Raw genomic sequence first — 22521 nt, forward strand, 5'->3', positions numbered from 1 at the left:
AATTAAAAATTATATAGTAATAAATTAAAAAATCAACAATATTTTAGTAATGCTAGCTATTGGTTTTTATTTAATTTTTACTGTAATACATGGCTTTTTTAGCTTCAACCGTGATGAGTGCCTGTTTATTACTTGTTATTTTTTGTAATTTTATTAAATAAAAAGTTGCAATCTGCTTTAATGTTTTTAATAATTAGATAAGAAATCTTCATTGGAGGAGATAAAATGGACAAATTATCAAAAGGTGTAATAACTGCTGTAACTAGTATTTCTTTACTAAGCTTAGCAGGCTGTTCAAAGTCAAATAATGCAGAAGTTGCTCAATATGGAAAAGACAAAAAAATTACGCAACAAGAGTTTTATAAGGAACTTAAGTCAGCTCCTTCGAGTAAAAGTGTTTTAGCTAATTTGTTAATTTATGACGCTCTAAAAGCCCAATATGGGGAAAAATTGAATTCTAAAGAAGTTACTCAAGAATACAATAATTATAAAGAACGCTATGGTTCACAATTTGATGAGTTTTTAGCACAAAATTTATACACTAAGTCATCGTTTAAGAGAATGATTCAAATTAATCTACTTAGTGAAATTGCATTGCGGTCTCAAATCAAGCCAACAGATAAGCAATTAAGAGCAGAATGGAAAACGTATCAACCAAAAATTACTGCTCAGCATATTTTAGTAACGAGTCAATCAACAGCTGGAAAAATTATCAATCAGTTGGACAAGGGAAAAAGTTTTTCAAGTTTAGCAAAAGAATATTCTGTGGATAGCTCTACCAGCACTAATGGCGGAAAATTAGCACCTTTTAACCAAGAAAATAAAAATTTGGATTCTACTTTCAAAAATGCTGCATATAAGCTTAAAAATGGTGAATATACCGACGCCCCAGTAAAAGTTACTAATGGCTATGAGATAATAAAAATGATTAACCACCCGGCTAAAGGGAGTTTTGAAAACAATAAAGCAGAACTAGCAAATAATCTTTATGACAAATGGGCTGCAAATTCTGCTGTTATGAGAAATGTAATCAGTCAAGTTTTGAAAGATCAAAACGTCAAAATTACAGACAAGGATTTAAAATCTGCCTTGGATCAATACAAAGGATCTACAAAGTCAGGGCTAAATTAGCGTTTAGCTGCTTATAAAATCATGTCGAACACTTACTAACGATTCAAAATTTTTAAATATCTAATCAATCACAAATCATTTATAATCTACTTTTATTATGCAATTTGCGACAACATGTCAGGAATATCTACCAAACAGACTAAATTGCAAAAGATGTTAAACTATATCCGTTCCGTAAGATGATTACAGACTAATAGAAGGCAAACCTCTAAAGTTGAGATTTGCCTTCTATTTTGTTAATTAAAAGTATTATTCTTTATTTTTCACTCGAGCAGCAATATATTATAAACTCTAATATCTAATTATTTTTCATCTTCCGAAAATCAGCATGTTGTATTAAACAATCAAATAGAACTACAAAAAGCAGATTTAATAAAATAATAAAGAGTACTAGTAATCGATATTAATGAAAATAGTAAAAAGCGACTAATCAAAAGATTAGTCGTTTACTTAAATATCTTTAATTGCACTATTTTTAGCTACTTATCTGGAACGTCTTTGATTGTAACGTCAGCACCTAGCAAGCGTAATTTTTCTTGGACGCGATCATAACCACGAAGAATATTACCAGCATTATTGATAATTGTGTCACCTTTTGCCATTAGTCCCGCAATCATCAAACATGCACCAGCTCTGATTTCTCCAGCAGCAACAGTTGCCCCATGCAGCTTTTCAGTCGGATGAACAAGAATAATATTATCCTCTACTTTGATGTCAGCACCCATCTTACGCAATTGCTCAATATGACCAATTCTTTTAGGGTAAATGCGATCAATTATTACACCTTCACCTGACTTAGCAGATAACAGCAAAGGAGTTACAGGCTGTTGCAAATCAGTAGCAAAACCTGGGTATGCACCAGTTTTAATCTGCGTCATTTTCAAGTCGCCAGCAGGATAAACGTAAAGTGAGTCCTCATCTGCATCAATGACGAGTCCCATTTCTTCTACCTTCGCAAGGTAAGAATCAAGGTGTTCTTCAATAATGTTATGAATGCAGATACCGTTGCCAATACAGCCAGCAAGAGAAATGTACGTTCCAGCTTCAATTCGGTCAGGAATAATCGTATGCGGAGCTCTAGCTTCTAACTTTTCAACACCCTCGATTCGAATTGAATCGGTTCCTGCCCCACGAATAACTGCACCCATATTATTAAGGAAAGTTGCTAAGTCAATTATTTCAGGTTCTTTAGCAGCGTTATCAATGACAGTTTGCCCATTTGCGGTAACTGAAGCCATGATAATATTCATTGTCGCGCCTACGGATGGCATTTCTAGGTGAATAGTCGCTCCTTGCAGTCCTTCATCGGGAGCAGTAATTGTTATTTGGTCATTTTCATTTGTTACACATGCACCTAAGGCTTCAAAACCTTTGATATGTTGGTCAATGGGGCGGGGTCCAATATCATCCCCGCCAGGGAAGCCCACAACAGCCTTACCAAAACGGCCAAGAAGAGCACCCATAAAGTAATAGGAAGCTCGTAAACTCTTGATCTTACCACTTGGCAATGGGCTCATCTTAATGTTCTCTGGATTGATTTGTAAAGTTGTCTTTTCAAAAGAACAAACGACGTCCATCTCACTCAGTAAATCCATTAAGTTGTCAACATCTGCAATCCTTGGAACGCCTTCCAAAGTTACCGGTGTACGCGACAAAATTGATGCCGGAATTAGTGCAACGGTTGAGTTCTTTGCGCCGCCAATCCAGACATCACCCTGTAGGGGCTTTCCACCATGAATTATCATTTGCTTCATTGGCGAAAAAATCCTTTTCTATTTTCGATTAGTCATAATTATGTTAAAGGAATTTACCGGAAAAAACAAGGGAAGACCTTCGTCTTCCCTGCTTAAAAATAAAGATTTTTGTATTATTCAATTTCACTCTTTATAGTTTTTCTTCCTCTAAACCAGAAGCAGCACCGATAAAGGCCTTATATAGTCCTTCTGGTCTTTGTGGTCTACTCAAAAATTCAGGGTGATATTGTGCAGCAATGAAAAACTTATTCTTTGTAAGTTCGATTACTTCGACTAAGTGGTTGTCTGGTGAGACACCTGCAAAGGTCATTCCAGCCTTTTCAAATGCTTCACGGTATTCATTGTTAAATTCGTAACGATGACGGTGACGTTCTTGAATAACATCTTGATTGTCATAAGCAGCTGCAGTCTTAGTACCAGGCTTTAATGCTGCTGGATAAAGACCTAAACGTAAAGTACCACCAATGTTTTCTTCATCACGTTTGTCAGCCATAATATCGATCACATTGTGCTTAGTGTTAGGATCAGCTTCAGCAGTATTTGCATCTTTATATCCTAAAACGTCACGTGCAAATTCAACAGTTGCCATTTGCATACCCAAACATACTCCAAGGAATGGAATGTCATTTTCACGGGCATATTTAATTGCAGTAATCATGCCTTCAAAACCGCGGGAACCAAATCCTCCGGGAACAATCAAGCCATCGGAACCTTTCATGAAGTCTGCAATATTGTCTTCGGTTATATCTTCTGCTTGTACCTTGTTAATTTCAACATCAGTATTATAAGAATATCCAGCATGCTTAAGTGCGTCAGTAACAGAAATATAAGCATCTTCAAGTTCAACATATTTACCAACTAAAGTGATCTTGGTCTTGTACTTTAAGTTCTTAACCCTTTCGTCAAGACGGGTCCATTCAGCCATATCAGCTTCATCTTTTGGACTCTTAATATGTAAAAAGTCACAAACTTTTTGATCCATACCTTGTTCTTTAAAGGCTAATGGTAAGTCGAAAAGTGATGGTGCATCGATTGATTCAATAATTCGATCAACTGGGACATCAGTAAAGTTAGAAATCTTATCCTTATGTTCTTGGTTGATTGGCATTTCTGCACGTAAAACTAACATATTTGGTTGAATACCGATGTTGCGCAATTCAGCAACGGAGTGCTGGGTTGGCTTAGTTTTCATTTCTTTAGCTGCGTGTAAATATGGTACTAAAGTACAGTGAATGTACATCACATTTTCTTCACCGACTTCACGACGCATTTGTCTAATTGCTTCCATAAAAGGAGTAGATTCAATGTCACCAACTGTACCACCAATTTCAGAAATAACCACATCAGAGTCAGTGGTTAAGCCTGCACGCATGATTTTTTGCTTAATCATATCCGTAATATGAGGAATAACTTGAACAGTAGCGCCATGGTAATCACCACGACGTTCTTTTTCCAAAACTTCTTTGTAAATTTTACCAGTAGTTACATTTGAGTATTTACTGGTACGCACATCTACAATTCGCTCGTAGTGGCCTAAGTCAAGATCTGCTTCTGTTCCGTCATCAGTTACAAAAACCTCACCGTGTTGATATGGGTTCATTGTACCTGGGTCAATGTTGATATATGGATCAAACTTTTGCATGGTTACTTTCAAACCACGATTTTTTAATAACCGACCAAGACTTGAAGCAGTAATTCCCTTGCCTAGTGAAGAAACAACGCCGCCCGTAACGAAAATATATTTTGTCATTAGCCAAACTCCTTTTTGCAAAAAATAAAAATAAAAAAGCTCCCAAAAAGGGAGCATAAACGCACATAAGGGTGCCCAATTAAAATACTATCTATTTTGCGTCATTAAGTCAAGAGAATTATTCATCATCTTCGTCATCATCTAATTCTGACAATTGACCTTCAATGCCATCTGGCAAATCTTCATCATCGTCATCATCAGTATCAACGAAATCTTCATCTTCGACAAAGTCATCTGCTTCATCGTCAGCTGTCGCATCTAAATCTTCATCTTCTGGATCGTCATTATCGTAGTCAATAATGTCGTCGCTTCCAGTAGCACTTGCTAAGAAAGCATTAACTTTCTTGTGATGTGCACGACTGTCATCTTCGTCCTCATCTTCTGGATGGTTAACTTCTTCGTCAACTGATTCATAAGGAAACCATGAACGTAAAGCCCAAACATTTTCACCCATTGAAATGAATTCACCGTTGGTATTCAAGTCCGTGTAAAATTGGGGTAAACGTTCCCTAATTTCCTCGTCACTCTCTCCCAAGTACTTTTGTACGGCATTAACAATATCGGCAAAACCCATTCTTTTATTGTTATCTTCCAATATTGCACGAGCAACTTCAATCATTGATAGTTCATTGCGATTTTTGTCTTTAAAGTCGTTTAATCCCACAATTGTATTCCTCTCTTTTAACAATCCTTTTTATTTTACTAGGCGCTCAAGTAAAAATCAACGTAACTGTGTAACTTCCTACTAAGTATAGTCCACTAAAGAGGTCATATTCAATCTGAAGTTGCTTTGAACCGTCAATTTTAGGGAAAAATTTAATTAATTTAGTGGAACTCTTCAGGTCCATTTGATAGCCAGATGCAACATAACGGCAGTCCCTTTTTTGTCCAACCGTAAAATGAAGTTGCGAATAATCATCGTTAGTATTACCACGCTTGATGATTACATCATTTTCTTTAATTAGCAGTTTAACTGGAACTTTGTCATCTTCTAAGTAAGAGACCCTAGTTACGTCTCCATTTTCGATTAGTTCACCCTGTCCAGTTTTATGGAAAGTCTCACTTTCCTTTTCCTGAACAATTTTACTAGTAAAATCAATTTTTACTTTAGTCATATATTTGATTCTTTGCAATAAAAAAGCTAACCATCAAGATTAGCAGTAACTCTTAATATCCTTCTTAATTTTAGCAGAAAACATTATAAAACAAATTATTTTTTTATACCAGTAATTACTCCAATTCCTTTTTCGGTGATATTACCAGCTTAATCCCACCTATTGTGATTAAGCTTGAGCAAAAGACAATAATAAATTTTCCACTGGCACAGTCAAGAATTATACCTGAAACCATTGATGAAACTGGGCCACCAATATTTCTGATTATGGTCAACACTCGCCCATAAATGAGCAAAATTTGATAAAATATAACTATATTGATAGTAGTACATAATATGATTGCAACTAATTAAAAGATGAATCTTGATAATCCTAACTATCATTAGAACTTAAGAAGACTAATTTCAATTTGACCTTTTAAGAGTCCATTGTTTTTACCAGCTCAAAATGTAGGAGATTTACAAAATATGTCAAACTCAAAACAATATAGCTTAGACATTGACAACGAGAAGCAAACTATTCAAGGCGTTTTTATACCTGACAAGACTATGTTCCAGCAAATTAGAGGAGCAGTTCAAGCTACACATTTAGATGGCTGGGAACCATCTTCTGATGATATCAAGAAATTGAAGGCTGATGCAATGAACCCAGACCCCAAAGAGCTAGCACGACTCAAAGCTATCTGGGAACAGAGGAATGAGTAGAAACTCGTCAACTTAGATTGAAGTCTAAAAATAAATCTGACTTCAAAAACAAATAAAAACAAAAAGAGCTAGTCAAGCATGAAACTTGAGCTAGCTCTTTTTTACTTTAATTTATACTATATTACTTCTTAAATAATTATTTTTAATATGCAACAATGATAATTACTGTTTTCAATAAATCCATTTTCTCTCTCCTATATAAATCGAACTTTTTACAGTAATAATACCCCCTATTATATTATTTACAACACAATTTTCATATTCGAAAAATCATCTTTTCATTCTTTCTACATTTGCTTTATAGCCTGAAATAGTTAGAACTTTCTTTATTTTATCTGCTTCTTCTTTTTTACCTTCTATTATATCTTCATAGTACTTGCCTAATATTTTAGTAAGCGCTAGTTCAACTATACAAGGAAGCTTCTTTAAATAATTTAATGGTTCTTTACATAGATTTATCTTATTTTGCTGTAGGCAAAAATCTATATAGTTAACCATCAATACACTCAGTGCTATTAGTACCTCCTTTTCGAGCTTAGCCACATCTTGATATCTTCTAATAATACTTTTTATTAAAAAAGTTAATTCATCTATAGTATAAATTTCCATCACATTGCTTATCAAAACAATTCTTAGATATCCATTTTCATCAATATCTTTTTGAAACACCAATTGCTTAATTTTCTTTTTTTCCGTATTTGATAATTTTTTTAATGAATCTTTACTATGAGTACTAGAAATAACCTTTGCTTGTAAAACAAGTGATTCTGTTACACTTGTTTGTGGCTCAATTTGCATTAATTGATTAGTAATGTTTGTTATCTCAATATCATTATCCTCGTTTGCCGCCTTAACAAGATCATTTACCAAAGCATTAAGTTTTTTAGTATTAAGATCATTCTTTTTTGGCTCAGCAAAAAACTCCTGAAAACTAACCCCATGTTTTTCAAGAATTTGGATCAACTCTTCTGCTCCGATATCATGAAAGCCACGTTCAACCTTTGAATAAAACGAAACAGAAATTACATCAGCGGCCATCTCCTTTTGGGTTAAACCTAAATCATGACGTAACTTTTTTAATTTGTTCCCAATGCGATTCATAATTATCATCCCTTTTTATTCCATATAAAATATTATGGTCACTAATCAGAAAAACATTCAAAAATATTATTTGTTTTTAACAAATTGATCCTTTTGAATATTCAAAGTGCCCTATAAATTGCAAATTTGCTATAATCAAGTAAATAATCAATTTTTAATCTTACATTATAAACTAACTTCGAGGAATATTTATGCCAAAATTTCAAAGTAAAAAATTAACTAAAGAAGTTGTTTTACGTGATCCTGTTCATGACTACATTCACATTGAAGATCAAGTCATATTGGACATTTTAAAAACAGAAGAATTCCAAAGAATGCGTCGCATCAAACAACTCGGCCCTCTTTCATATGTTTTCCCTGGAGCAACTCATACCCGTTTCGAACATAATCTAGGTGTATACGAGTTAACTAGAAAAATCTGTAATATTTTCGCAGAAAAGTACCCATCTCATAATTCGGGTGATGGTCTGTGGGACGACAATAACCGCTTATTAGTTGAATGTGCCGGTTTACTCCACGATATCGGACATGGACCGTACTCACATACTTTTGAGCATCTATTTGGTACAAACCACGAAAAGATTGGCCAAAAGATTATTACTGACCCTAATACAGAAATTAACCATGTTTTGCGCGAAGTTGCGCCAAACTTTCCTGAATTAGTGGCTAGCGTTATTGACAAAACTTATCCTAATCCTCAAGTCGTTAAAATGATTTCCAGTCAGGCTGATGCTGACCGTATGGATTATCTTAAACGTGATGCATACTTCACTGGCGTTACATACGGCGAATTTGATTTGTCGCGAATTCTTCAGGAAATTAGACCTTATCAAGGTGGCATTTGCTTCACAATGGCCGGAATGCATGCAGTTGAGGATTATATCGTTTCGCGCTATCAAATGTATCAGCAAGTATACTTTCACCGTGTTGGCCGCTCAATGGAAGTCATTTTGCAGCATTTACTTGAACGAGCAAAAGTCGTTTATGAGCAAGGCACCCTGCAAGTTACACCAAGTTTAGCCAAGTTTTTAGCTGGCGACTGGACGCTCAGTGACTACCTTGAATTAGACGATGGAGTCATGGAAACAAACTTCTCCATGTGGACAAAGGCAAGCGACCCAATTTTAGCTGATTTAGCAAATTGCTATTTGTACCGAAAACCACTAGCAAGTATTTGCATCGATGACGAAACTAAAAGCTTATTACCTAAATTAAAGGACCTAATTAAGCAAGCGGGGTTTGATCCGCTCTATTATACAGACACCAATTCCGCTTTTGATGAACCTTATGATGCGTATAAGCCAAGCGGGAAAAACGCTAATAGTCAAATCGAAATCATGCAAGCTGACGGTCAACTAATTGAGTTATCACAGTTAAGTCCGTTAGTTCGCGCACTTAATGGAACAATTCAAGGCGACGAGCGGTTCTTCTTCCCTAAAATCATGATGTCCAATAGCGATGAACCACAAATTTTTGACCCGCTTTACCAACAATTCCAACGTTATGTCAAAAATGGTAAACTGCGCTATTTGCGAAAACCAAAAACTAATAAAAAATAAAAAAGACCGAATTCTGATTGAATTCGATCTTTTTTGTTTGGGGAGCTGTTTGTTAGGTTATACGTTCATGTGTCCTGAAATTGAAGTATCAGTTACAGGACTGACACTGGTATCAATGCCAACTTTCTCAGATAGTTTAGCTGACAAAATTTGGAATGGAACAACATAGAAAATAGGAGAAAGTATTGGGGTAGTTTTTACACTTAGTTTTAAATCTCTGTCAGTTGCTTCAAAGTCTTCACCAGAAACCACAAAAACATGTTCAGTATAAGCACGACGGTAATATGCTGCTACATCAACCATGCGGTCAAATTCTGGACCTTTATTACCACCGATTAAGAAAATGAAGTTGTCGTCATGATATGCGCGAAGTGGTCCATGCAATTGCTCTTCTTGTTCATATGCACTAGTTGGACGGCCAAAAGTTTCAAAGAACTTCAATCTAGCTTCAAGTGCAGTTGGGAAGTTATAACCATAACCTGCAATTGAAGCTTTTTGCATTTCAACTAGTTCATCTTGCTGCCTTTCATACCATGCAGTACTTTCTTTAACAACAGTTGGGAAATTATCAACTAAGTCTTGTGCATCCTTGATTAATTGGTCATATTTTTCCTTACCAATTAGTTGAGATTGATGAGCAATTTCAACAGCAAGTAAATAGAATTGTAACAAAGTCTCAGTATAGCCACGAGTCTCTGGCCCAATCTGTTCTTCTTCACAAACTAGGTGAACATAGTGATCTGCAATTTTAGTAATTGCTGATCCCAATTGTTCTGAAATGCCTAAAGTTGAATATCCACACTTTTGTGCATGTTGCAAAGCCTCACAAGTAGAAATGCTATCGCCATGTTGGGATAAACCTACTACTAAAATTTGATCATCTCTAAAACAGCTGCTTGGATTAATGCTTTCCGAGTTAGTAAAAACAGTTGGTTCAATTGCAACGCCTTCCACATTTAGTAGTTTGACAAACATATTGCGTATTACACGCATTGCATTATATGAAGTCCCCGAACCAGTAAAAATAATTTTTTTAAAGTCATTGTTTAACCAGAAAGAAATAAACTCCTTACCATAATCATTTCGTTCATCAATTGCTCTTTGCAATACCCGAGCTGTGTCCTCAATGTGTCCCATCATTGTTAGTTTTGTCATCTTTAAATTCCTCCATTTTAATTGTTGTTTGCGCAAGTTCGCGCATTTTTTCTAAATACTCTTTTGCTTGCTTTTTTAAGTCCAACTCTTCGGTTACTTTAACTAACCTTTGATAAATAATAAGTTGCTGCTGTGGTTCATCGGCCGTATCCAACTGCTCTTTTAATTTAGCTAACACTTCCCTATCTGGTGCTAGATAAACTTGATGTAGTTCCTGAACTTCTGCACGAACTTCAGGAAGTTTACAATTATTAAGCAAATATTCTTCTAACTCAATCGCTTTATTTGAATGGTTACTATCCAGATAAAAGAGATAGCACCTCATCAGACGAATCAGTAAATCTTGTTCTTTTTCTTTAGTTAAATCTACTGGCTTTTCAGTTAGATGAGCGACAATATGACAAACTTGGTCATAGTCCTCGTATGCTAAGTAATAATCTAAAGATAAAAATTCCCGTGCTTTAGCAGATAAGCAAACTACTGCAACCGGTGATTTTAGTAGTTGGAAATATCGCTTTTGATCACCATTTTTCTGAGAAGTTAATAACTGTGTCAGTAGCTTTTTTCTTAGCTTAACTTCTGCAACCCAGCTAAGTCCAAAGGTCAAAAGTAACAAGACTACTAGTAATGCTGATTGCATAAATCTTCAGTCCCTATAGTAGACCAACTGCAACTGCTAAAATTCCAAGTATAATCAAGCCAATCAGAATTACCGTACCGTTAACTTTCTTTTGTAACAGCCCATAACAGCCAAAAGTCAAAAGTAATGGTAATAAATTAGGCATTAGTGAGTCTAAAGTCTGTTGCAAACTGACCTTTGTTCCACCTAATTTCATAACTAACGGCACCTTAATAATTACCATGGACGCAATCATTGCTCCAACCACCACTAATCCTAAAATTTTAGCAGCTTCCGTAAGCTTTTGTAGTGTCCCACTTTCACTTGCTTCAGCAAGAAACTTGTTTCCACCTTGATAGCCTAGTTTAAAACCAAACCAGCGTAACAGCTCACTAGGAATAACGTTAATTAAAAAGTAAAGAATTGGCCCTAAGATACTTCCTTTAACAGCCAGTGGGGCTCCAACCCCGACGCCAATTACACGTAGAGTTCCCCAAAACATTGAGTCACCGATTCCGGCAAGAGGTCCCATTAAGGCCGTTTTTACAGAGTTAATTGAACTAGCGTCGAAATCTTCTGAATTGGCGTTTTGTTCTTCCATTGCACAACTAATTCCCAAAATTATTGGTGAAGTAGATGCTGAACAGTTAAAGAATTCCAAATGACGCTGAAATCCTTTTTGCATTTCATCATCATTATCACCATAAAGGCGTTTAATCACTGGAGTCATTGCCCATGCATAACCAAGAGACATTTGCCGTTCATAATTAAAGGAACCTAATAATTGGTAGTGTCTCCACATTACACTACGCAGGTCTTTTTTGGTTAGTTTCTTAGTTGATTTTTGTGTTGCTGCGTCTGCCATTATAGTAAGTCCTCCTCGTTATTTTCTGCTGGTTTAAATTCGTAGTAAATGTAAGCAATGATTAGGCCAAACACAGCTACTCCTATCATTGGAACTTTCAAAAAGGCTACCAAACCAAATCCTAAAAAGAGAAATGGTGCGTATTTTTTATCGTAAGTTAACTGCATTAACATTGCGATTCCCAATGCAGGTAGCAAGTTACCAGACTGAGTTAATCCATCCTGAATAACCTTTGGAATTGCCTTAATAATAACTTTAATTACTGGTGCACCGACTAAATATCCGACCATGATTGGAACAAATTTTGCTAAGAATAGCATTACTGTTCCAGACCATTGTCCAATTGCAATTCCTTTCCAGTTTTTCTTTTCAATTTGACGATCAGCATAGTGGGTGAAAATCGCATTAAAGCTGCCAATTGCAATCGCAATAATTTGAGCAATTAAAGCAATTGGAATAGCCAAAGTCAGTGTTGTTTGCCAATTTGTGCCTGTCTTGATTGCCAAAGCAGTCGCAAGAGCTGAGCCAACAACAACATCTGGAGGTGTAGTTGTTCCTATACCAACTAAACCCATCCATACTAATTCAAGTTGTCCACCCAAAATTAGTCCAGTGGTAAAATCACCCATTACTAAGCCAACTATAGGGCCAATGATAATTGGTCGATCAAGCATGTGCTGCCCGCCAAGTCGACTTTCCATGTATGCTCCCGCTCCCACGAGAGCAACTAAGAATGCTTGTAACATAATTTATCTCCTTCTTATTTATTTCTTAAATGCTTTTTCAATACCAGCAAAATTCAAGCTTTCAGCAGTCGGTGTTACCTGGGCAAAAACTTCTACACCTTGGTCGTGTAACTCTTTGGCACTGGCAAACTCTTCTTCAGTCATCTTAATTTGTGGTAAAACAGAAACTCCGTTTTCATAGTGAATTCCTGCAGTTCCTACATTCACCTTATCGATTCCTGCCACATCATGTTTTAAAGCTAAAGCATCCTTAACATTAATCGTTACTACAAAAATTTTCTTGTTTGTATATTTAGGACTATTTAAGATTTGTGCTGCATCTTTTAGACTCTTTATTCCCAAAGTAACACCTGCTGGTTTAGCTAATTTCATTGTCATTTTAGTCATTGAGTCATTTGCCGCATGATCATTAGCAACTAATAAAATGTCAGGGTGTAATTGGTTTGTCCATGACACTGCAACCAAGCCGTGGACAAGTCGATCATCTGCTCTTAATAAACTAATCATTCTAAATCTTCCTCCTTCAGTAAATCATTTACATAAATAATTTGTTTACGCGCTTCATTAACAGTAAGGCGAATTGCTTCATCAGACAACTTGTCATCTGGGTTCATTATTAGCTCCAATACCAATGAGAGATTAATGCCGCTGATAACTTTACAGTCGTAATCTTTAATTAAATTAACTGCTTCCTTATTAACACTTCCACCAGGCATATCAGTTAAAATTACTATTTGGTCAGTTTTTAATTTTTCCAATAACCCGTTTAACTCTTCAACAAAATTCTTTTGATCGTCGACATATGCATTAATGAAATGAACATTATTGGTAGCACCGTTAAAAAAATTGATTGAATTCTTATATCCGTCAGCTAAGTAGCTGTGCGTAGCGATGATAAATTGACTCATTGAATAACTTCCTTTCACTAGTTTCTACAATTTGTTTGATTAAAATGTTAGCGTAAACATTAAATCTAAGTTAAATATACTACTGTATATACATTTTAGCAAGAATAAAAATGCTATCTTGTATTTAATTTTGGCAACAAATGCTATTTTTAACGCAATTATAAGGAATCTAAAATTGATTTTTATCTTTTTTATCTTATTATAAATATATGGTATATACATTTTATATGAAGAAACATAGAGAAATAATTTTTTGCTTAACACACAACAAATTATTTATAATTAATAAAGAAACAGTTATCAAAACAACGACAACAAATAAAATCATTTAAGGAATACGCAAGTGAAAGCTAAATATGAAAAAGTAGAAGATTACTTTATTGAAAAAATTAACAAGGGTGTACTTAAAGCAGGTGATCAACTGCCGCCCGAAATTCAAATTAGTGAAAAATACGGTTACAGCCGTATGACTGTCAATAAGGCAATGAAAAATTTAGAAAAACAAGGATATGTAACTAGAATTGCAGGGCGAGGTACCTTTGTAAAAGAAAAAAGTGTGCTACGGTTACTAACCGACAATATCAGTTTTACCGATATTATTAAGCAACAGAGAATGACCCCAGGCTCAACTCTGATTTCTTATAATTTAGAAAATCAAAATGAAGTACCTTCAGCCAATGAATTCTCCTCTCCAATTGAGAAATTCCATCACACGAAAAGGCTCAGGACTGGAGACGGTAATCCGATCGCATTAACTGAAGACTATATAAGTGCCAAACTAATTAAAAAGATTGATTTTAATTTGTTAACAACATCTCTTTATTCCTACCTAAAAAAGTTAAAATTGCCTGTCATCCAAAATTTCGTTGAAATTAAGGCTGTTAAAGCAACTAAGGAACAGCAAAAAGCGCTCAAATTAGACGTAGATTTTTTGTTAATGACCTTGGCAAACACTGATACCATTACTTCTGATAATCAGCGTGTCCCATTAGGTGTATTTGTTTCTTATTACAACCCAGATCTTTACACCTACCGATTCAACGAATCTTAGTAAAAAAGCACCCAATCTCTTGATACTATGAGATTGAGTGCTTTTTATTTACTTATTTTGCTGTGTTTTTAACTATATGAATTTCACGGTCAAATAACTGCTTCATTTGTTCATTAAAGTTATGAGCTATAAAGATTACCGTTGCAGAGGTTGCAGTTACTTCACGCAAAATTTCCATTGTAGCTTGTTGATCAATCGCACTAGTTCCCTCATCAATTAGAATCAATTCACTGTGATGAACTAATGCACGTACTAAAACAATTTTTTGCCTTTGTCCGCCAGAAATATTCAACTTATTCAAATCGATTTGCTGATTCAGCCCTTGGTTAAACTTAGCAATATCTCCATCAAGCTGAACTTTTTCTACAAGCGAAGGTAAAGCACTTTTTAGTTTATCAGCAAACATCGTCATATTGTCAGCGATACTTGCTGGAAAGAGAACAGGATCTTGAGGGATATAACCAATTTTCTCCATATCAGGATTAATTGGCACGCCGTTTTTATTCTTGAAAACAATTTTTCCCGTAGTCGGCTTAAGTTGCTCTAGAATAAGTTTAAATAAAGTTGATTTACCTGCACCTGAATCCCCAGTTAATAGTATTTTTTCACCTGCTTTAATATCAATATCAGGGAATTTTAGACTCTCACCATTTGGAAATTGTAGGCTGAGGTCACGAACACTCAGTTCCGCAGGTGCTGAGACTTGTTCTAGTTTAGGCTGTTCAACACTTTCAGTTTCCTCAGCAATTTTTTTATTTAAAGCTTGGGCACCCTTCATCTGGCCGTATGAATTAATGATTTCTTCAACGCCCATTCTTAGATAATATTGACAGTTTCCAACACCGATAATGACACCAAAAGCAACTAGTTTTTGCTGAAATAAGTAGCCAGCTAATAAAAATAAGATTGTTTGAAAGCAAACTGAAATTAACCCATTAACAATAGACAGCAGTTGCATGACCCCATTTTGTTTAACATTTGCATCCTCTAAGTCTTTGGCTGCCTTATCTGTTATCGCAAATAACTTTTCACCGGCAAAATAGCGTTGTATTTCTTCTAAGCCACTAAGCCACTTGTCTAAGCAATCCAAATACTTTTGATTGCTTTCAGAAATGTGAGTTATTGCTTGCTGTAACGGTTTTTCAAGCAACTTAGGCACAGTTAACGAAATAATCACCATCAAAGTGACCACTAAAAGTAAACTCCAGTGTAATGAAATTAATAATGCAACAACAGACACGATAATTGCTACACCACCGAGCAAATTGAAAAAGGGTTCTAAGTAATTTTCTTGGCTTTGAACTAAGTCATTAGTTAATCCATTCTGAACCTGGGCTACAGGGTGCTCCTTTTGATCTTTATAAAAATGGTCAATTGTTTTTTGACGAATAACAGCTTTATATTGTTCCTCTTGTTTAGATTGAAGATAACCTAGCAGTCCTTGCAATAAATAATCGATCAGGATTAATACAAAACTAGCAAGAACCATAACCATGAAAGTTCTAAAATTACCTTGCTGAATTGCTGTAGTTTCAATCATCACAATTAATGAGTTAACAATCATAAGTGCATAAAAGCTAATTAGCACTACCATTATCACTACAAAGCGTAATGGGTTTTGCTTAAAAAAACCTTTAATAGTCATTTCTACTTGACCTCCTTTTTCTTTGCTTTTAAGCAGATTTGATAATCAAATTTTTCCATTAAATCAGGACTAAAATTATGTGCAATTAGCAAGACTGTTTTATCTGTTTGCAGCAGTTCACTAATGATTTTATTAGTTGTCTTGCTATCAACTGCACTTGTTGCCTCATCCAATAAAAGAAATGGTTTGTCATGTATTTCAGCTCTTGCTAAAACAACTTTTTGTTTTTGCCCTCCAGATAAGTTTTCTTGATCTAAATCAACATTAGTGTCAATTTGTTGTGGAAAGCTTGCTATGTCTGAAGCTAGCTGTACATTTTGAACGGCTCCACTTAATCTAGAACTTAGTTTTTGGTTAAACATCGTAATATTATTAGCAACCGTATCTGGGAAAAGCGTAGCGTCTTGAGCCACATAACCTAATTCAGCTTGCTTAGGTAGCAATTTGTTACCAGCTTGATCAATAAAATAGACCTCACCGTTTTGGGGCTCAATTTTACCCAATAGAACCTTGAAAAGTGTTGACTTTCCAGTGCCAGAATCACCTGTTAGTAGAACTTTATCGCCTTGATTAATAGTGAAATCAGGATAAGTGATACTTTCGCCATTTTGATATTGAACCTCTAGGTTGCGACATTTTAAACCATATACTGCAGCCTTAGGCTTTCTTTCAGGTAGCGGCTGAATGAGTTTAGTAACATCAGCACGCAATTCCTTTGTTGAACGAATTTGGGTAATTGCACTAATGATTTCCCATAAGCCATTAAAAATAGTTGAAGCAAAACCACTAGCGATGGCCCAGTCACCCAGAGATATTATATGTCTGAAAAATAATAGACCAGCCCAGAGACCAGTTCCCACTTGACCGATTGAGTTGCCCACACCATTAATTACAATTGCAATAGACTTCATTTTATTACTATTTACATTGGCATCTGTAAGTTTCTGGTTATCTTGACCAAGCGCTTTGGCTAAACGGCCACCAGCACTATAACGTCGTAATTCTCCTAGACCAGAAAACCAGTTCTCAATTGTATTTAAAAATTGCGCATTCTTTTGAGCTGCTTTAGCAGTTGAACTGGACAATTTTTTGGTCATGATTTGAGGTAAGCAAAGAACAATAATCGTTATTACGGTCACAATCAAAATTAATGACCAATGCAATGTTAATAGTGTTCCTATTGCCATAATGATGCTTAATAAGTTAATCCAGATTTTTATCCATGGCGTCGCATAATCGTCGGACAAAACTTTGAGATTATTTCCCAATTGATTCTGCATATCTGCAACCTTAGTTGGTTCGTCGGCATAATAGTGTTTCATTATTTTGGCGCGAATTTCGTGCAAATATTCTTGAATCTGCTTGTTAAACAAAAATGTTCCTAGTGGTAGTAGAAGAATAGTAAAAATTGAAATGATAAGTTCTACAATTATCCAAAAAGCAAATCCACTCCAGTTTTCATTACTAAGATCATTAGTTATGTATTTGAAAAAATATGTTGTTGCAGTACCGCTTAGTGCATAAGCCAAGAAAACTAATAAAATTAAAATTGTTCTTGGTATGCTAGTCTTTAATAATTGCTTTAGTGTCAATGGTCTCAAGCCTCCTTAATTTCATATTTCTTATTAAAGTCTAATTTTATTTTAAATTCAATATTATTCAATTAAGTGGTCATTTTTTCCAACTAAGTGACACATATTTTATTAGTAAGATAATTTAGTATATAGAAAAAACCCTGAAATCAAATTGATCTCAGGGTTTTATTTCGTGTCATTTTAAATTTTAGTGCTTATCTTTTTCATATCTGGTATTAAACAAAGGACTAAGTGGTTCATTCTTTTGAATACACTTAATTGCATCCCCAATTAACGGTCCCACTGAAACAAGTGAAGTCTTATCCAACTTCTTCTCTGCAGGTTGGTTAATTGAATCTGTTAATACCAAACTTTTAATCGGAGAATCATTTAAACGTTTAATGGCTGGACCAGATAAAACAGCATGTGTAGCACTGGCATAAACTTCAGTTGCACCTGCATCAATCAATGCTTGTGCAGCTAATGTGATAGTTCCAGCAGTATCGATCATATCATCAATAATGATTGCTCGCTTACCTTTAACGTCACCAATGATGTTCATCACCTCGGCAACATTAGCACGTGGTCGACGCTTATCAACAATTGCAATTGAAGTGCCTAGGAATTCTGCAAGTTTTCTAGCACGAGTAACACCACCATGATCTGGTGAAACTACAACTGCATCCTTTTCCAGATTATTTCTTAAGAAGTAATCTGCAAGTAATGGTGCACCCATTAAATTATCTACAGGTATATCGAAGAAGCCTTGAATTTGAGGTGCATGTAAATCTAGTGATAATAGTCTAGTGGCACCTGCTTCTTGCAACATATCAGCAACTAATTTGGCTGTAATTGGTTCACGTGGACGAGTCTTGCGATCCTGACGAGCATAGCCATAATATGGAATTACAATATTTATCGTCTGTGCACTTGCGCGGCGAACAGCATCAATCATAATCAGCAATTCCATCAAATTATCATTGACTGGTACACTCGTTGATTGAATTAAATATACGTCCTTACCACGAACAGATTCGTCTATATTAATTTGAATTTCCCCATCGCTAAAGCGTTGTACACTGGATTCACTAAGTGGAATCCCAACGCGGTCCGCAATTTTTTGTGCTAGCGGTAAATTCGAATTGAGGGCAAACAACATCATATTGTCTTTATAAGACATAATTTCCTCCGTATTAAAATGTTAACAACTTATTATTTTACCAAAAGTTGTCCGAAAAAGCTTTTTCCTATACTATTATTCAACTTTAGCGGACGACATTCAAGTCCCGAATGCTAGAATGCACAGATAATGCGTAAGTTTTCCACTTATTTTAAAAGAAATTTTTATTCATGATCTAAGACACTACGAATATTACCATGATATTTCTTTAGTAATTCGGCAGCTTCATGTTCAGTCTTTCCTGTTTTAGCCATCACAATTGCTTGAGCCACATTTTTGTTGGCCTTTTCTAAGAGCTGTAGTGCCTTTTTAGTATCAATATCGGCAGTTGCACTAATGATGCGACATGCTCGATCAACCAACTTTTCATTAGTCGGCTGTACATCAATCATCATATTTGAATATACTTTTCCCTGCTTAATCATCACGCCTGTGGAAATCATATTCAAAATCATCTTTTGAGCTGTCCCGGCCTTCATCCGGGTTGAACCAGTGACTACTTCAGGACCAACAACCGCTTCAATAGTAATATCTGCATGCTGACCAATAACAGAATCTGCTACACAGGCAATTGCAATTGTTAAGGCACCTTGCTTTTTGGCATAGTCTAATCCACCAATCACATATGGTGTTCGGCCACTTGCAGCTAAGCCAAGTACAACATCATTTTGAGTTAAAGCCAAATTACTTAAGTCCTTTTCACCCAGTTCTGCCGAATCTTCGGTGCCTTCTACAGCTGAAAACATTGCACTTTTTCCGCCAGCAATTAGTCCGACTGCTCTTTCAGGCTTAATACCATAAGTCGGCACTAGCTCTGCAGCATCTAATACGCCAAGCCGTCCACTAGTTCCAGCACCAAGATAGATTAAACGACCGCCATTAGAATAATTTTTAGCTGCTGCATCAATTGCATGGGCAATTTGCTCGTTTTCCTGTCTCACTGCTTGAGCAACTTTCTGATCTTCTTGATTAATCGTCTTAACCATTTCTAGTGTTGACATTCTATCAATTTCACTAGTTGCAGGATTACGCTCTTCAGTTTTTAACTCTTTAATTTCCATTTTTATCCTCTACTTTTTGTTGTAACAGTTGTAACAATCTGGTCAGCCTTCACCTGTTTAGTAGAAATAGGACTAATTTGAGCTACATCTTCCATATTATTAACAATGGTCATCACATCTGTAGGCTTATTGGCCACTTTAACTGCTGCAACATCCATTTTGGCAATTAAGTCTCCTTGTTTTACATACTGACCACTTTTTACATTAATTTCAAATGGCTCACCTTTAAGTTCAACCGTATCTATTCCAAAATGCAGAACTATTTCGAGTGGTCCTTCTGCTGACTCCATCGTAATCGCATGTTTGGTATCCATTATTGTTAAAATTCGCCCATCAACTGGTGCAACAATCTCATCACTATCTGGAATAACAGCAAAACCATCACCCAACATTTTTTGCGAAAACACATCATCAGGTACGGCAGTTAATGCTTCAAGTTGACCACTAACTGGACTAGCTAAAGATACTGAAACACTATTTTTCACTTCATTTGTTTCCTCAACTTGGTTTACTAAAGTGCCATCTTCATTTTTGGCTAACATTGCATCTTGAGGAACGCCCCATAAATAAGTTAAAACAAATCCACCAAGGTAAGCTGCTAATAAGCCAATGCAGTAATATAGAGCCTTGTTATTCGCAATTAATGGTATCAGCGCAACTCCTGAGGTACCAATTGCCGTTGATACTACATTACCAAAAGCACCTAAGACTGCACCACCAATACCACCGCCAAGACAAGCAGTAATAAATGGACGTCCAAGTGGGAGCGAAACCCCATAAATCAAGGGCTCACCAACACCTAAAATTCCAACTGGCAATGCCCCTTTTATTAACTTAGTTAACGCTTTATTTTTGCGGCATTTAATCCATAAAGCTATTGCCGTACCCACTTGACCTGCACCAGCCATAGCTAAAATCGGCAAAAGTGGAGTATAGCCCATTTTTTGAATCATTTGAATATGAATCGGTGTCAAAATTTGGTGGATTCCAAAAAGAACCATTGGCAAAAATACTGCACCTAAAATAAAACCGGCAATTGGACCACCAACTTTAAGTACCCAATTAATACTGTTAACTAGTGAATTTGAGATCCAACCCGCAAAAGGCATGACAATAAAGATAGTAGCTAAACCCATTATTAAGAGCGTTAAAAATGGTGTGAAAATAATATCCACAGAATCGGCTATATGATTGTGGAAAAACTTTTCTACGTAAGAAAGTAGCCATACAGATATTAAAACTCCAATGATACCACCCTGTCCTGCAGCAAGTGGTTTGCCGTCAAACACGTTCGGAATAGTAACTGGCGGTAATACATTTGGCAACATAATAATTCCACCAATAATGCCTCCTAAACCTGGTGTAGCACCAAATTCTTTGGCAGCATTAATACCAACATAAATGTTTAGATAGGTAAATAAACCAGAAGAAATTACACCTAAAACAGTTATGCCCAGATTCAAGCTTGGTGGCAATATTTTAACTGTCATCAAGTTTCTCAGCATCCCAACCACACCAGAAATCAGTCCCGCACCAACAAATGCAGGAATAAGTGGAATGAAGATAGCAGAAATATGTTGCAAAATTGCTCTCCACCAGGTTTGCTTTAAACTAGCTTTTTGCGCATCATGAACCGTTTGTGCTTTTTGCATTACCTCTGATTTATCTTGTTGATATGTCTCGGTACTTGACGAACTTGGTGCAGTAGCTGGGAAAGGATCATTCTCTTTTACACCGGCAGCATCAACCATGCTTTGAGCGACTTTAGTATTCACCCCTGGGCCTAAAACAATTTCTAAAGTTTCACCGTCAACAACTCCAATGACACCGTCTATTTTCTTAAGTCCGGCTAAGTCAACCTTATTTCTGTCTCTTATTGAAATTCGCACCCTTGTCATGCAATGGTACAACGATTTAACATTTTCGATTCCACCGATCTGGTCATAAATTTTTTGTCCCAAATCTGTATACTTGTCTATACTCATTTAAGCCTCCCTGCTTAAAAAAATAACTTGCTAGTTACCAAAATATTACTGCTTTTAGAACACAAAAACCACGGAGATACTTTTTCAGCATATCCGTGGCTCACATAAATTATTGAACTAATAAAAATTCATCCGTCGTTAACCGATGAGCACCTAATTTAGTTAATAAGTGATTATAATGATTCGTTACTGGTTTAATAGAAGAATCATATCCGTCCGAAATTAATGTAACTGAGTAGTCGCGACTCAATGCACTTTTTACTGTTGCCTGAACACATGCATGATTCATTAACCCCACCACAACAACATTTTTAGGATTAAGATCATGTACCTTCTGAGCAAAGTTTGTTTGCGTAAACGGACTTGGTTCGTTCTTAGTGAAAACTGGTGCCGAACTCTCGACCTTCAACTTAGAAGAAAAGTCACCAAGGTTTTCCTGCTTGACGTAAATAACTGGATCATTATTTTCTTCAAACTTTTTAATGACACGGTTAATCCGTTCAAGCAATTTTGCCTTCTTGCTCGAAAAGTGCATCGCTTGTTCCTGAACATCAACTACTAGCAATAAATTATCGGCTGACATAATTATCCTCTCAACTAAAAATATTTCTTTGAAAC

The 22521-nt window shown here is 35.8% G+C and carries 21 protein-coding genes; 4 read left to right on the forward strand and 17 right to left on the reverse strand.

Translation table 11 applies throughout. The features are described 5' to 3' along the window. The first annotated feature begins 225 nt into the window (after positions 1-225). Positions 226-1131 (forward strand): peptidylprolyl isomerase PrsA, encoded by a 906-nt coding sequence (locus F5ESL0263_RS07035; RefSeq protein ID WP_122035903.1) that lies wholly within the window; start codon positions 226-228, stop codon positions 1129-1131. A 479-nt stretch (positions 1132-1610) separates the two neighbouring features. Here the strand turns inward: F5ESL0263_RS07035 and F5ESL0263_RS07040 are convergent, their stop codons facing one another. From F5ESL0263_RS07040 to F5ESL0263_RS07055, 4 genes are all read right to left on the reverse strand, one after another. After that, positions 1611-2885 carry a UDP-N-acetylglucosamine 1-carboxyvinyltransferase gene (locus F5ESL0263_RS07040; RefSeq protein WP_074425808.1) on the reverse strand — a complete coding sequence of 425 codons (1275 nt, stop codon included), beginning with the start codon at positions 2883-2885 and terminating at the stop codon, positions 1611-1613. Between the two features lie 130 nt (positions 2886-3015). After that, positions 3016-4635: a CTP synthase gene (locus F5ESL0263_RS07045; protein WP_109715806.1), complete on the reverse strand. Its 1620-nt coding sequence runs from the start codon at positions 4633-4635 to the stop codon at positions 3016-3018. Positions 4636-4753: 118 nt separating this feature from the next. Continuing rightward, a complete protein-coding gene (gene rpoE / locus F5ESL0263_RS07050) occupies positions 4754-5299 on the reverse strand; it encodes a DNA-directed RNA polymerase subunit delta (protein ID WP_046307684.1) in 546 nt (181 codons plus the stop codon). Between the two features lie 46 nt (positions 5300-5345). Further along, on the reverse strand, positions 5346-5750 hold the full coding sequence (locus F5ESL0263_RS07055) for a DUF1934 domain-containing protein (RefSeq protein WP_074425810.1): 405 nt from the start codon (positions 5748-5750) through the stop codon (positions 5346-5348). Positions 5751-6217: 467 nt separating this feature from the next. Here F5ESL0263_RS07055 and F5ESL0263_RS07060 point away from each other — a divergent pair, with 467 nt between their 5' ends. After that, entirely contained in the window at positions 6218-6454 is a 237-nt protein-coding gene (locus F5ESL0263_RS07060; protein WP_122035905.1) for a hypothetical protein, read from the forward strand. 270 nt (positions 6455-6724) lie between these two features. Here the strand turns inward: F5ESL0263_RS07060 and F5ESL0263_RS07065 are convergent, their stop codons facing one another. Next, the gene (locus F5ESL0263_RS07065) at positions 6725-7555 is read right to left on the reverse strand and encodes a helix-turn-helix domain-containing protein (protein WP_158593026.1); all 831 of its coding nucleotides are present in this window, start codon (positions 7553-7555) and stop codon (positions 6725-6727) included. 191 nt (positions 7556-7746) lie between these two features. On the opposite strand from F5ESL0263_RS07065, the gene F5ESL0263_RS07070 reads away from it, so the two are divergent. Then, entirely contained in the window at positions 7747-9114 is a 1368-nt protein-coding gene (locus F5ESL0263_RS07070) for an HD domain-containing protein (protein ID WP_122035908.1), read from the forward strand. 57 nt (positions 9115-9171) lie between these two features. On the opposite strand, the gene F5ESL0263_RS07075 is transcribed toward F5ESL0263_RS07070, so the two are convergent. Genes F5ESL0263_RS07075 through F5ESL0263_RS07100 form a run of 6 tightly spaced genes read right to left on the reverse strand, consistent with a single transcriptional unit; the run spans position 9172 to position 13407 of the window. Further along, positions 9172-10269, reverse strand: coding sequence for an SIS domain-containing protein (locus F5ESL0263_RS07075; protein ID WP_122035910.1), 1098 nt, complete (start codon positions 10267-10269; stop codon positions 9172-9174). After that, positions 10238-10909, reverse strand: coding sequence for a hypothetical protein (locus tag F5ESL0263_RS07080; RefSeq protein ID WP_122035912.1), 672 nt, complete (start codon positions 10907-10909; stop codon positions 10238-10240). The genes F5ESL0263_RS07075 and F5ESL0263_RS07080 overlap by 32 nt, the downstream gene beginning before the upstream one ends. A gap of 13 nt (positions 10910-10922) precedes the next feature. Beyond that, entirely contained in the window at positions 10923-11753 is an 831-nt protein-coding gene (locus tag F5ESL0263_RS07085; protein ID WP_122035913.1) for a PTS system mannose/fructose/sorbose family transporter subunit IID, read from the reverse strand. Further along, the gene (locus F5ESL0263_RS07090; RefSeq protein WP_122035915.1) at positions 11753-12499 is read right to left on the reverse strand and encodes a PTS sugar transporter subunit IIC; all 747 of its coding nucleotides are present in this window, start codon (positions 12497-12499) and stop codon (positions 11753-11755) included. The genes F5ESL0263_RS07085 and F5ESL0263_RS07090 overlap by 1 nt, the downstream gene beginning before the upstream one ends. An 18-nt stretch (positions 12500-12517) precedes the next feature. Further along, entirely contained in the window at positions 12518-13006 is a 489-nt protein-coding gene (locus tag F5ESL0263_RS07095; RefSeq protein ID WP_122035917.1) for a PTS sugar transporter subunit IIB, read from the reverse strand. Beyond that, positions 13003-13407, reverse strand: coding sequence for a PTS sugar transporter subunit IIA (locus F5ESL0263_RS07100; RefSeq protein WP_122035919.1), 405 nt, complete (start codon positions 13405-13407; stop codon positions 13003-13005). The genes F5ESL0263_RS07095 and F5ESL0263_RS07100 overlap by 4 nt, the downstream gene beginning before the upstream one ends. Before the next feature lie 343 nt (positions 13408-13750). Between F5ESL0263_RS07100 and F5ESL0263_RS07105 the strand changes: the two genes are divergently transcribed. Next, positions 13751-14458, forward strand: a complete 708-nt coding sequence (locus F5ESL0263_RS07105; RefSeq protein ID WP_122035921.1) for a GntR family transcriptional regulator — start codon at positions 13751-13753, stop codon at positions 14456-14458. Between the two features lie 52 nt (positions 14459-14510). Here F5ESL0263_RS07105 and F5ESL0263_RS07110 read toward each other — a convergent pair whose 3' ends face one another. From F5ESL0263_RS07110 to F5ESL0263_RS07135, 6 genes are all read right to left on the reverse strand, one after another. Further along, positions 14511-16103: an ABC transporter ATP-binding protein gene (locus F5ESL0263_RS07110; protein WP_122035923.1), complete on the reverse strand. Its 1593-nt coding sequence runs from the start codon at positions 16101-16103 to the stop codon at positions 14511-14513. Positions 16104-16105: 2 nt separating this feature from the next. Next, positions 16106-17695, reverse strand: a complete 1590-nt coding sequence (locus tag F5ESL0263_RS07115; RefSeq protein ID WP_158593027.1) for an ABC transporter ATP-binding protein — start codon at positions 17693-17695, stop codon at positions 16106-16108. Between the two features lie 190 nt (positions 17696-17885). Further along, positions 17886-18857, reverse strand: coding sequence for a ribose-phosphate diphosphokinase (locus F5ESL0263_RS07120; RefSeq protein WP_046307695.1), 972 nt, complete (start codon positions 18855-18857; stop codon positions 17886-17888). A 164-nt stretch (positions 18858-19021) separates the two neighbouring features. Then, complete coding sequence (gene murQ / locus F5ESL0263_RS07125) at positions 19022-19918, reverse strand: N-acetylmuramic acid 6-phosphate etherase (protein ID WP_122035927.1); 897 nt, start codon at positions 19916-19918, stop codon at positions 19022-19024. 2 nt (positions 19919-19920) lie between these two features. Continuing rightward, positions 19921-21903, reverse strand: coding sequence for a glucose PTS transporter subunit IIA (locus F5ESL0263_RS07130; protein WP_122035929.1), 1983 nt, complete (start codon positions 21901-21903; stop codon positions 19921-19923). A 109-nt stretch (positions 21904-22012) separates the two neighbouring features. Then, positions 22013-22486, reverse strand: a complete 474-nt coding sequence (locus F5ESL0263_RS07135) for an isochorismatase family cysteine hydrolase (protein WP_122035930.1) — start codon at positions 22484-22486, stop codon at positions 22013-22015. Between the last annotated feature and the right edge of the window lie 35 nt (positions 22487-22521).

This window comes from Lactobacillus sp. ESL0263, assembly GCF_003692845.1.
Lineage (GTDB): Bacteria > Bacillota > Bacilli > Lactobacillales > Lactobacillaceae > Lactobacillus > Lactobacillus apis.

What these genes read in the sequence shown, in the direction of transcription:
- F5ESL0263_RS07035 (WP_122035903.1), top strand. Translation starts at nt 226, where the DNA reads ATGGACAAATTATCAAAAGGTGTAATAACTGCTGTAACTAGTATTTCT.
- F5ESL0263_RS07040 (WP_074425808.1), bottom strand. Translation starts at nt 2,885, where the DNA reads ATGAAGCAAATGATAATTCATGGTGGAAAGCCCCTACAGGGTGATGTC.
- F5ESL0263_RS07045 (WP_109715806.1), bottom strand. Translation starts at nt 4,635, where the DNA reads ATGACAAAATATATTTTCGTTACGGGCGGCGTTGTTTCTTCACTAGGC.
- F5ESL0263_RS07055 (WP_074425810.1), bottom strand. Translation starts at nt 5,750, where the DNA reads ATGACTAAAGTAAAAATTGATTTTACTAGTAAAATTGTTCAGGAAAAG.
- F5ESL0263_RS07060 (WP_122035905.1), top strand. Translation starts at nt 6,218, where the DNA reads ATGTCAAACTCAAAACAATATAGCTTAGACATTGACAACGAGAAGCAA.
- F5ESL0263_RS07065 (WP_158593026.1), bottom strand. Translation starts at nt 7,555, where the DNA reads ATGAATCGCATTGGGAACAAATTAAAAAAGTTACGTCATGATTTAGGT.
- F5ESL0263_RS07070 (WP_122035908.1), top strand. Translation starts at nt 7,747, where the DNA reads ATGCCAAAATTTCAAAGTAAAAAATTAACTAAAGAAGTTGTTTTACGT.
- F5ESL0263_RS07075 (WP_122035910.1), bottom strand. Translation starts at nt 10,269, where the DNA reads ATGACAAAACTAACAATGATGGGACACATTGAGGACACAGCTCGGGTA.
- F5ESL0263_RS07080 (WP_122035912.1), bottom strand. Translation starts at nt 10,909, where the DNA reads ATGCAATCAGCATTACTAGTAGTCTTGTTACTTTTGACCTTTGGACTT.
- F5ESL0263_RS07085 (WP_122035913.1), bottom strand. Translation starts at nt 11,753, where the DNA reads ATGGCAGACGCAGCAACACAAAAATCAACTAAGAAACTAACCAAAAAA.
- F5ESL0263_RS07090 (WP_122035915.1), bottom strand. Translation starts at nt 12,499, where the DNA reads ATGTTACAAGCATTCTTAGTTGCTCTCGTGGGAGCGGGAGCATACATG.
- F5ESL0263_RS07095 (WP_122035917.1), bottom strand. Translation starts at nt 13,006, where the DNA reads ATGATTAGTTTATTAAGAGCAGATGATCGACTTGTCCACGGCTTGGTT.
- F5ESL0263_RS07100 (WP_122035919.1), bottom strand. Translation starts at nt 13,407, where the DNA reads ATGAGTCAATTTATCATCGCTACGCACAGCTACTTAGCTGACGGATAT.
- F5ESL0263_RS07110 (WP_122035923.1), bottom strand. Translation starts at nt 16,103, where the DNA reads ATGACTATTAAAGGTTTTTTTAAGCAAAACCCATTACGCTTTGTAGTG.
- F5ESL0263_RS07120 (WP_046307695.1), bottom strand. Translation starts at nt 18,857, where the DNA reads ATGTCTTATAAAGACAATATGATGTTGTTTGCCCTCAATTCGAATTTA.
- murQ (WP_122035927.1), bottom strand. Translation starts at nt 19,918, where the DNA reads ATGGAAATTAAAGAGTTAAAAACTGAAGAGCGTAATCCTGCAACTAGT.
- F5ESL0263_RS07130 (WP_122035929.1), bottom strand. Translation starts at nt 21,903, where the DNA reads ATGAGTATAGACAAGTATACAGATTTGGGACAAAAAATTTATGACCAG.
- F5ESL0263_RS07135 (WP_122035930.1), bottom strand. Translation starts at nt 22,486, where the DNA reads ATGTCAGCCGATAATTTATTGCTAGTAGTTGATGTTCAGGAACAAGCG.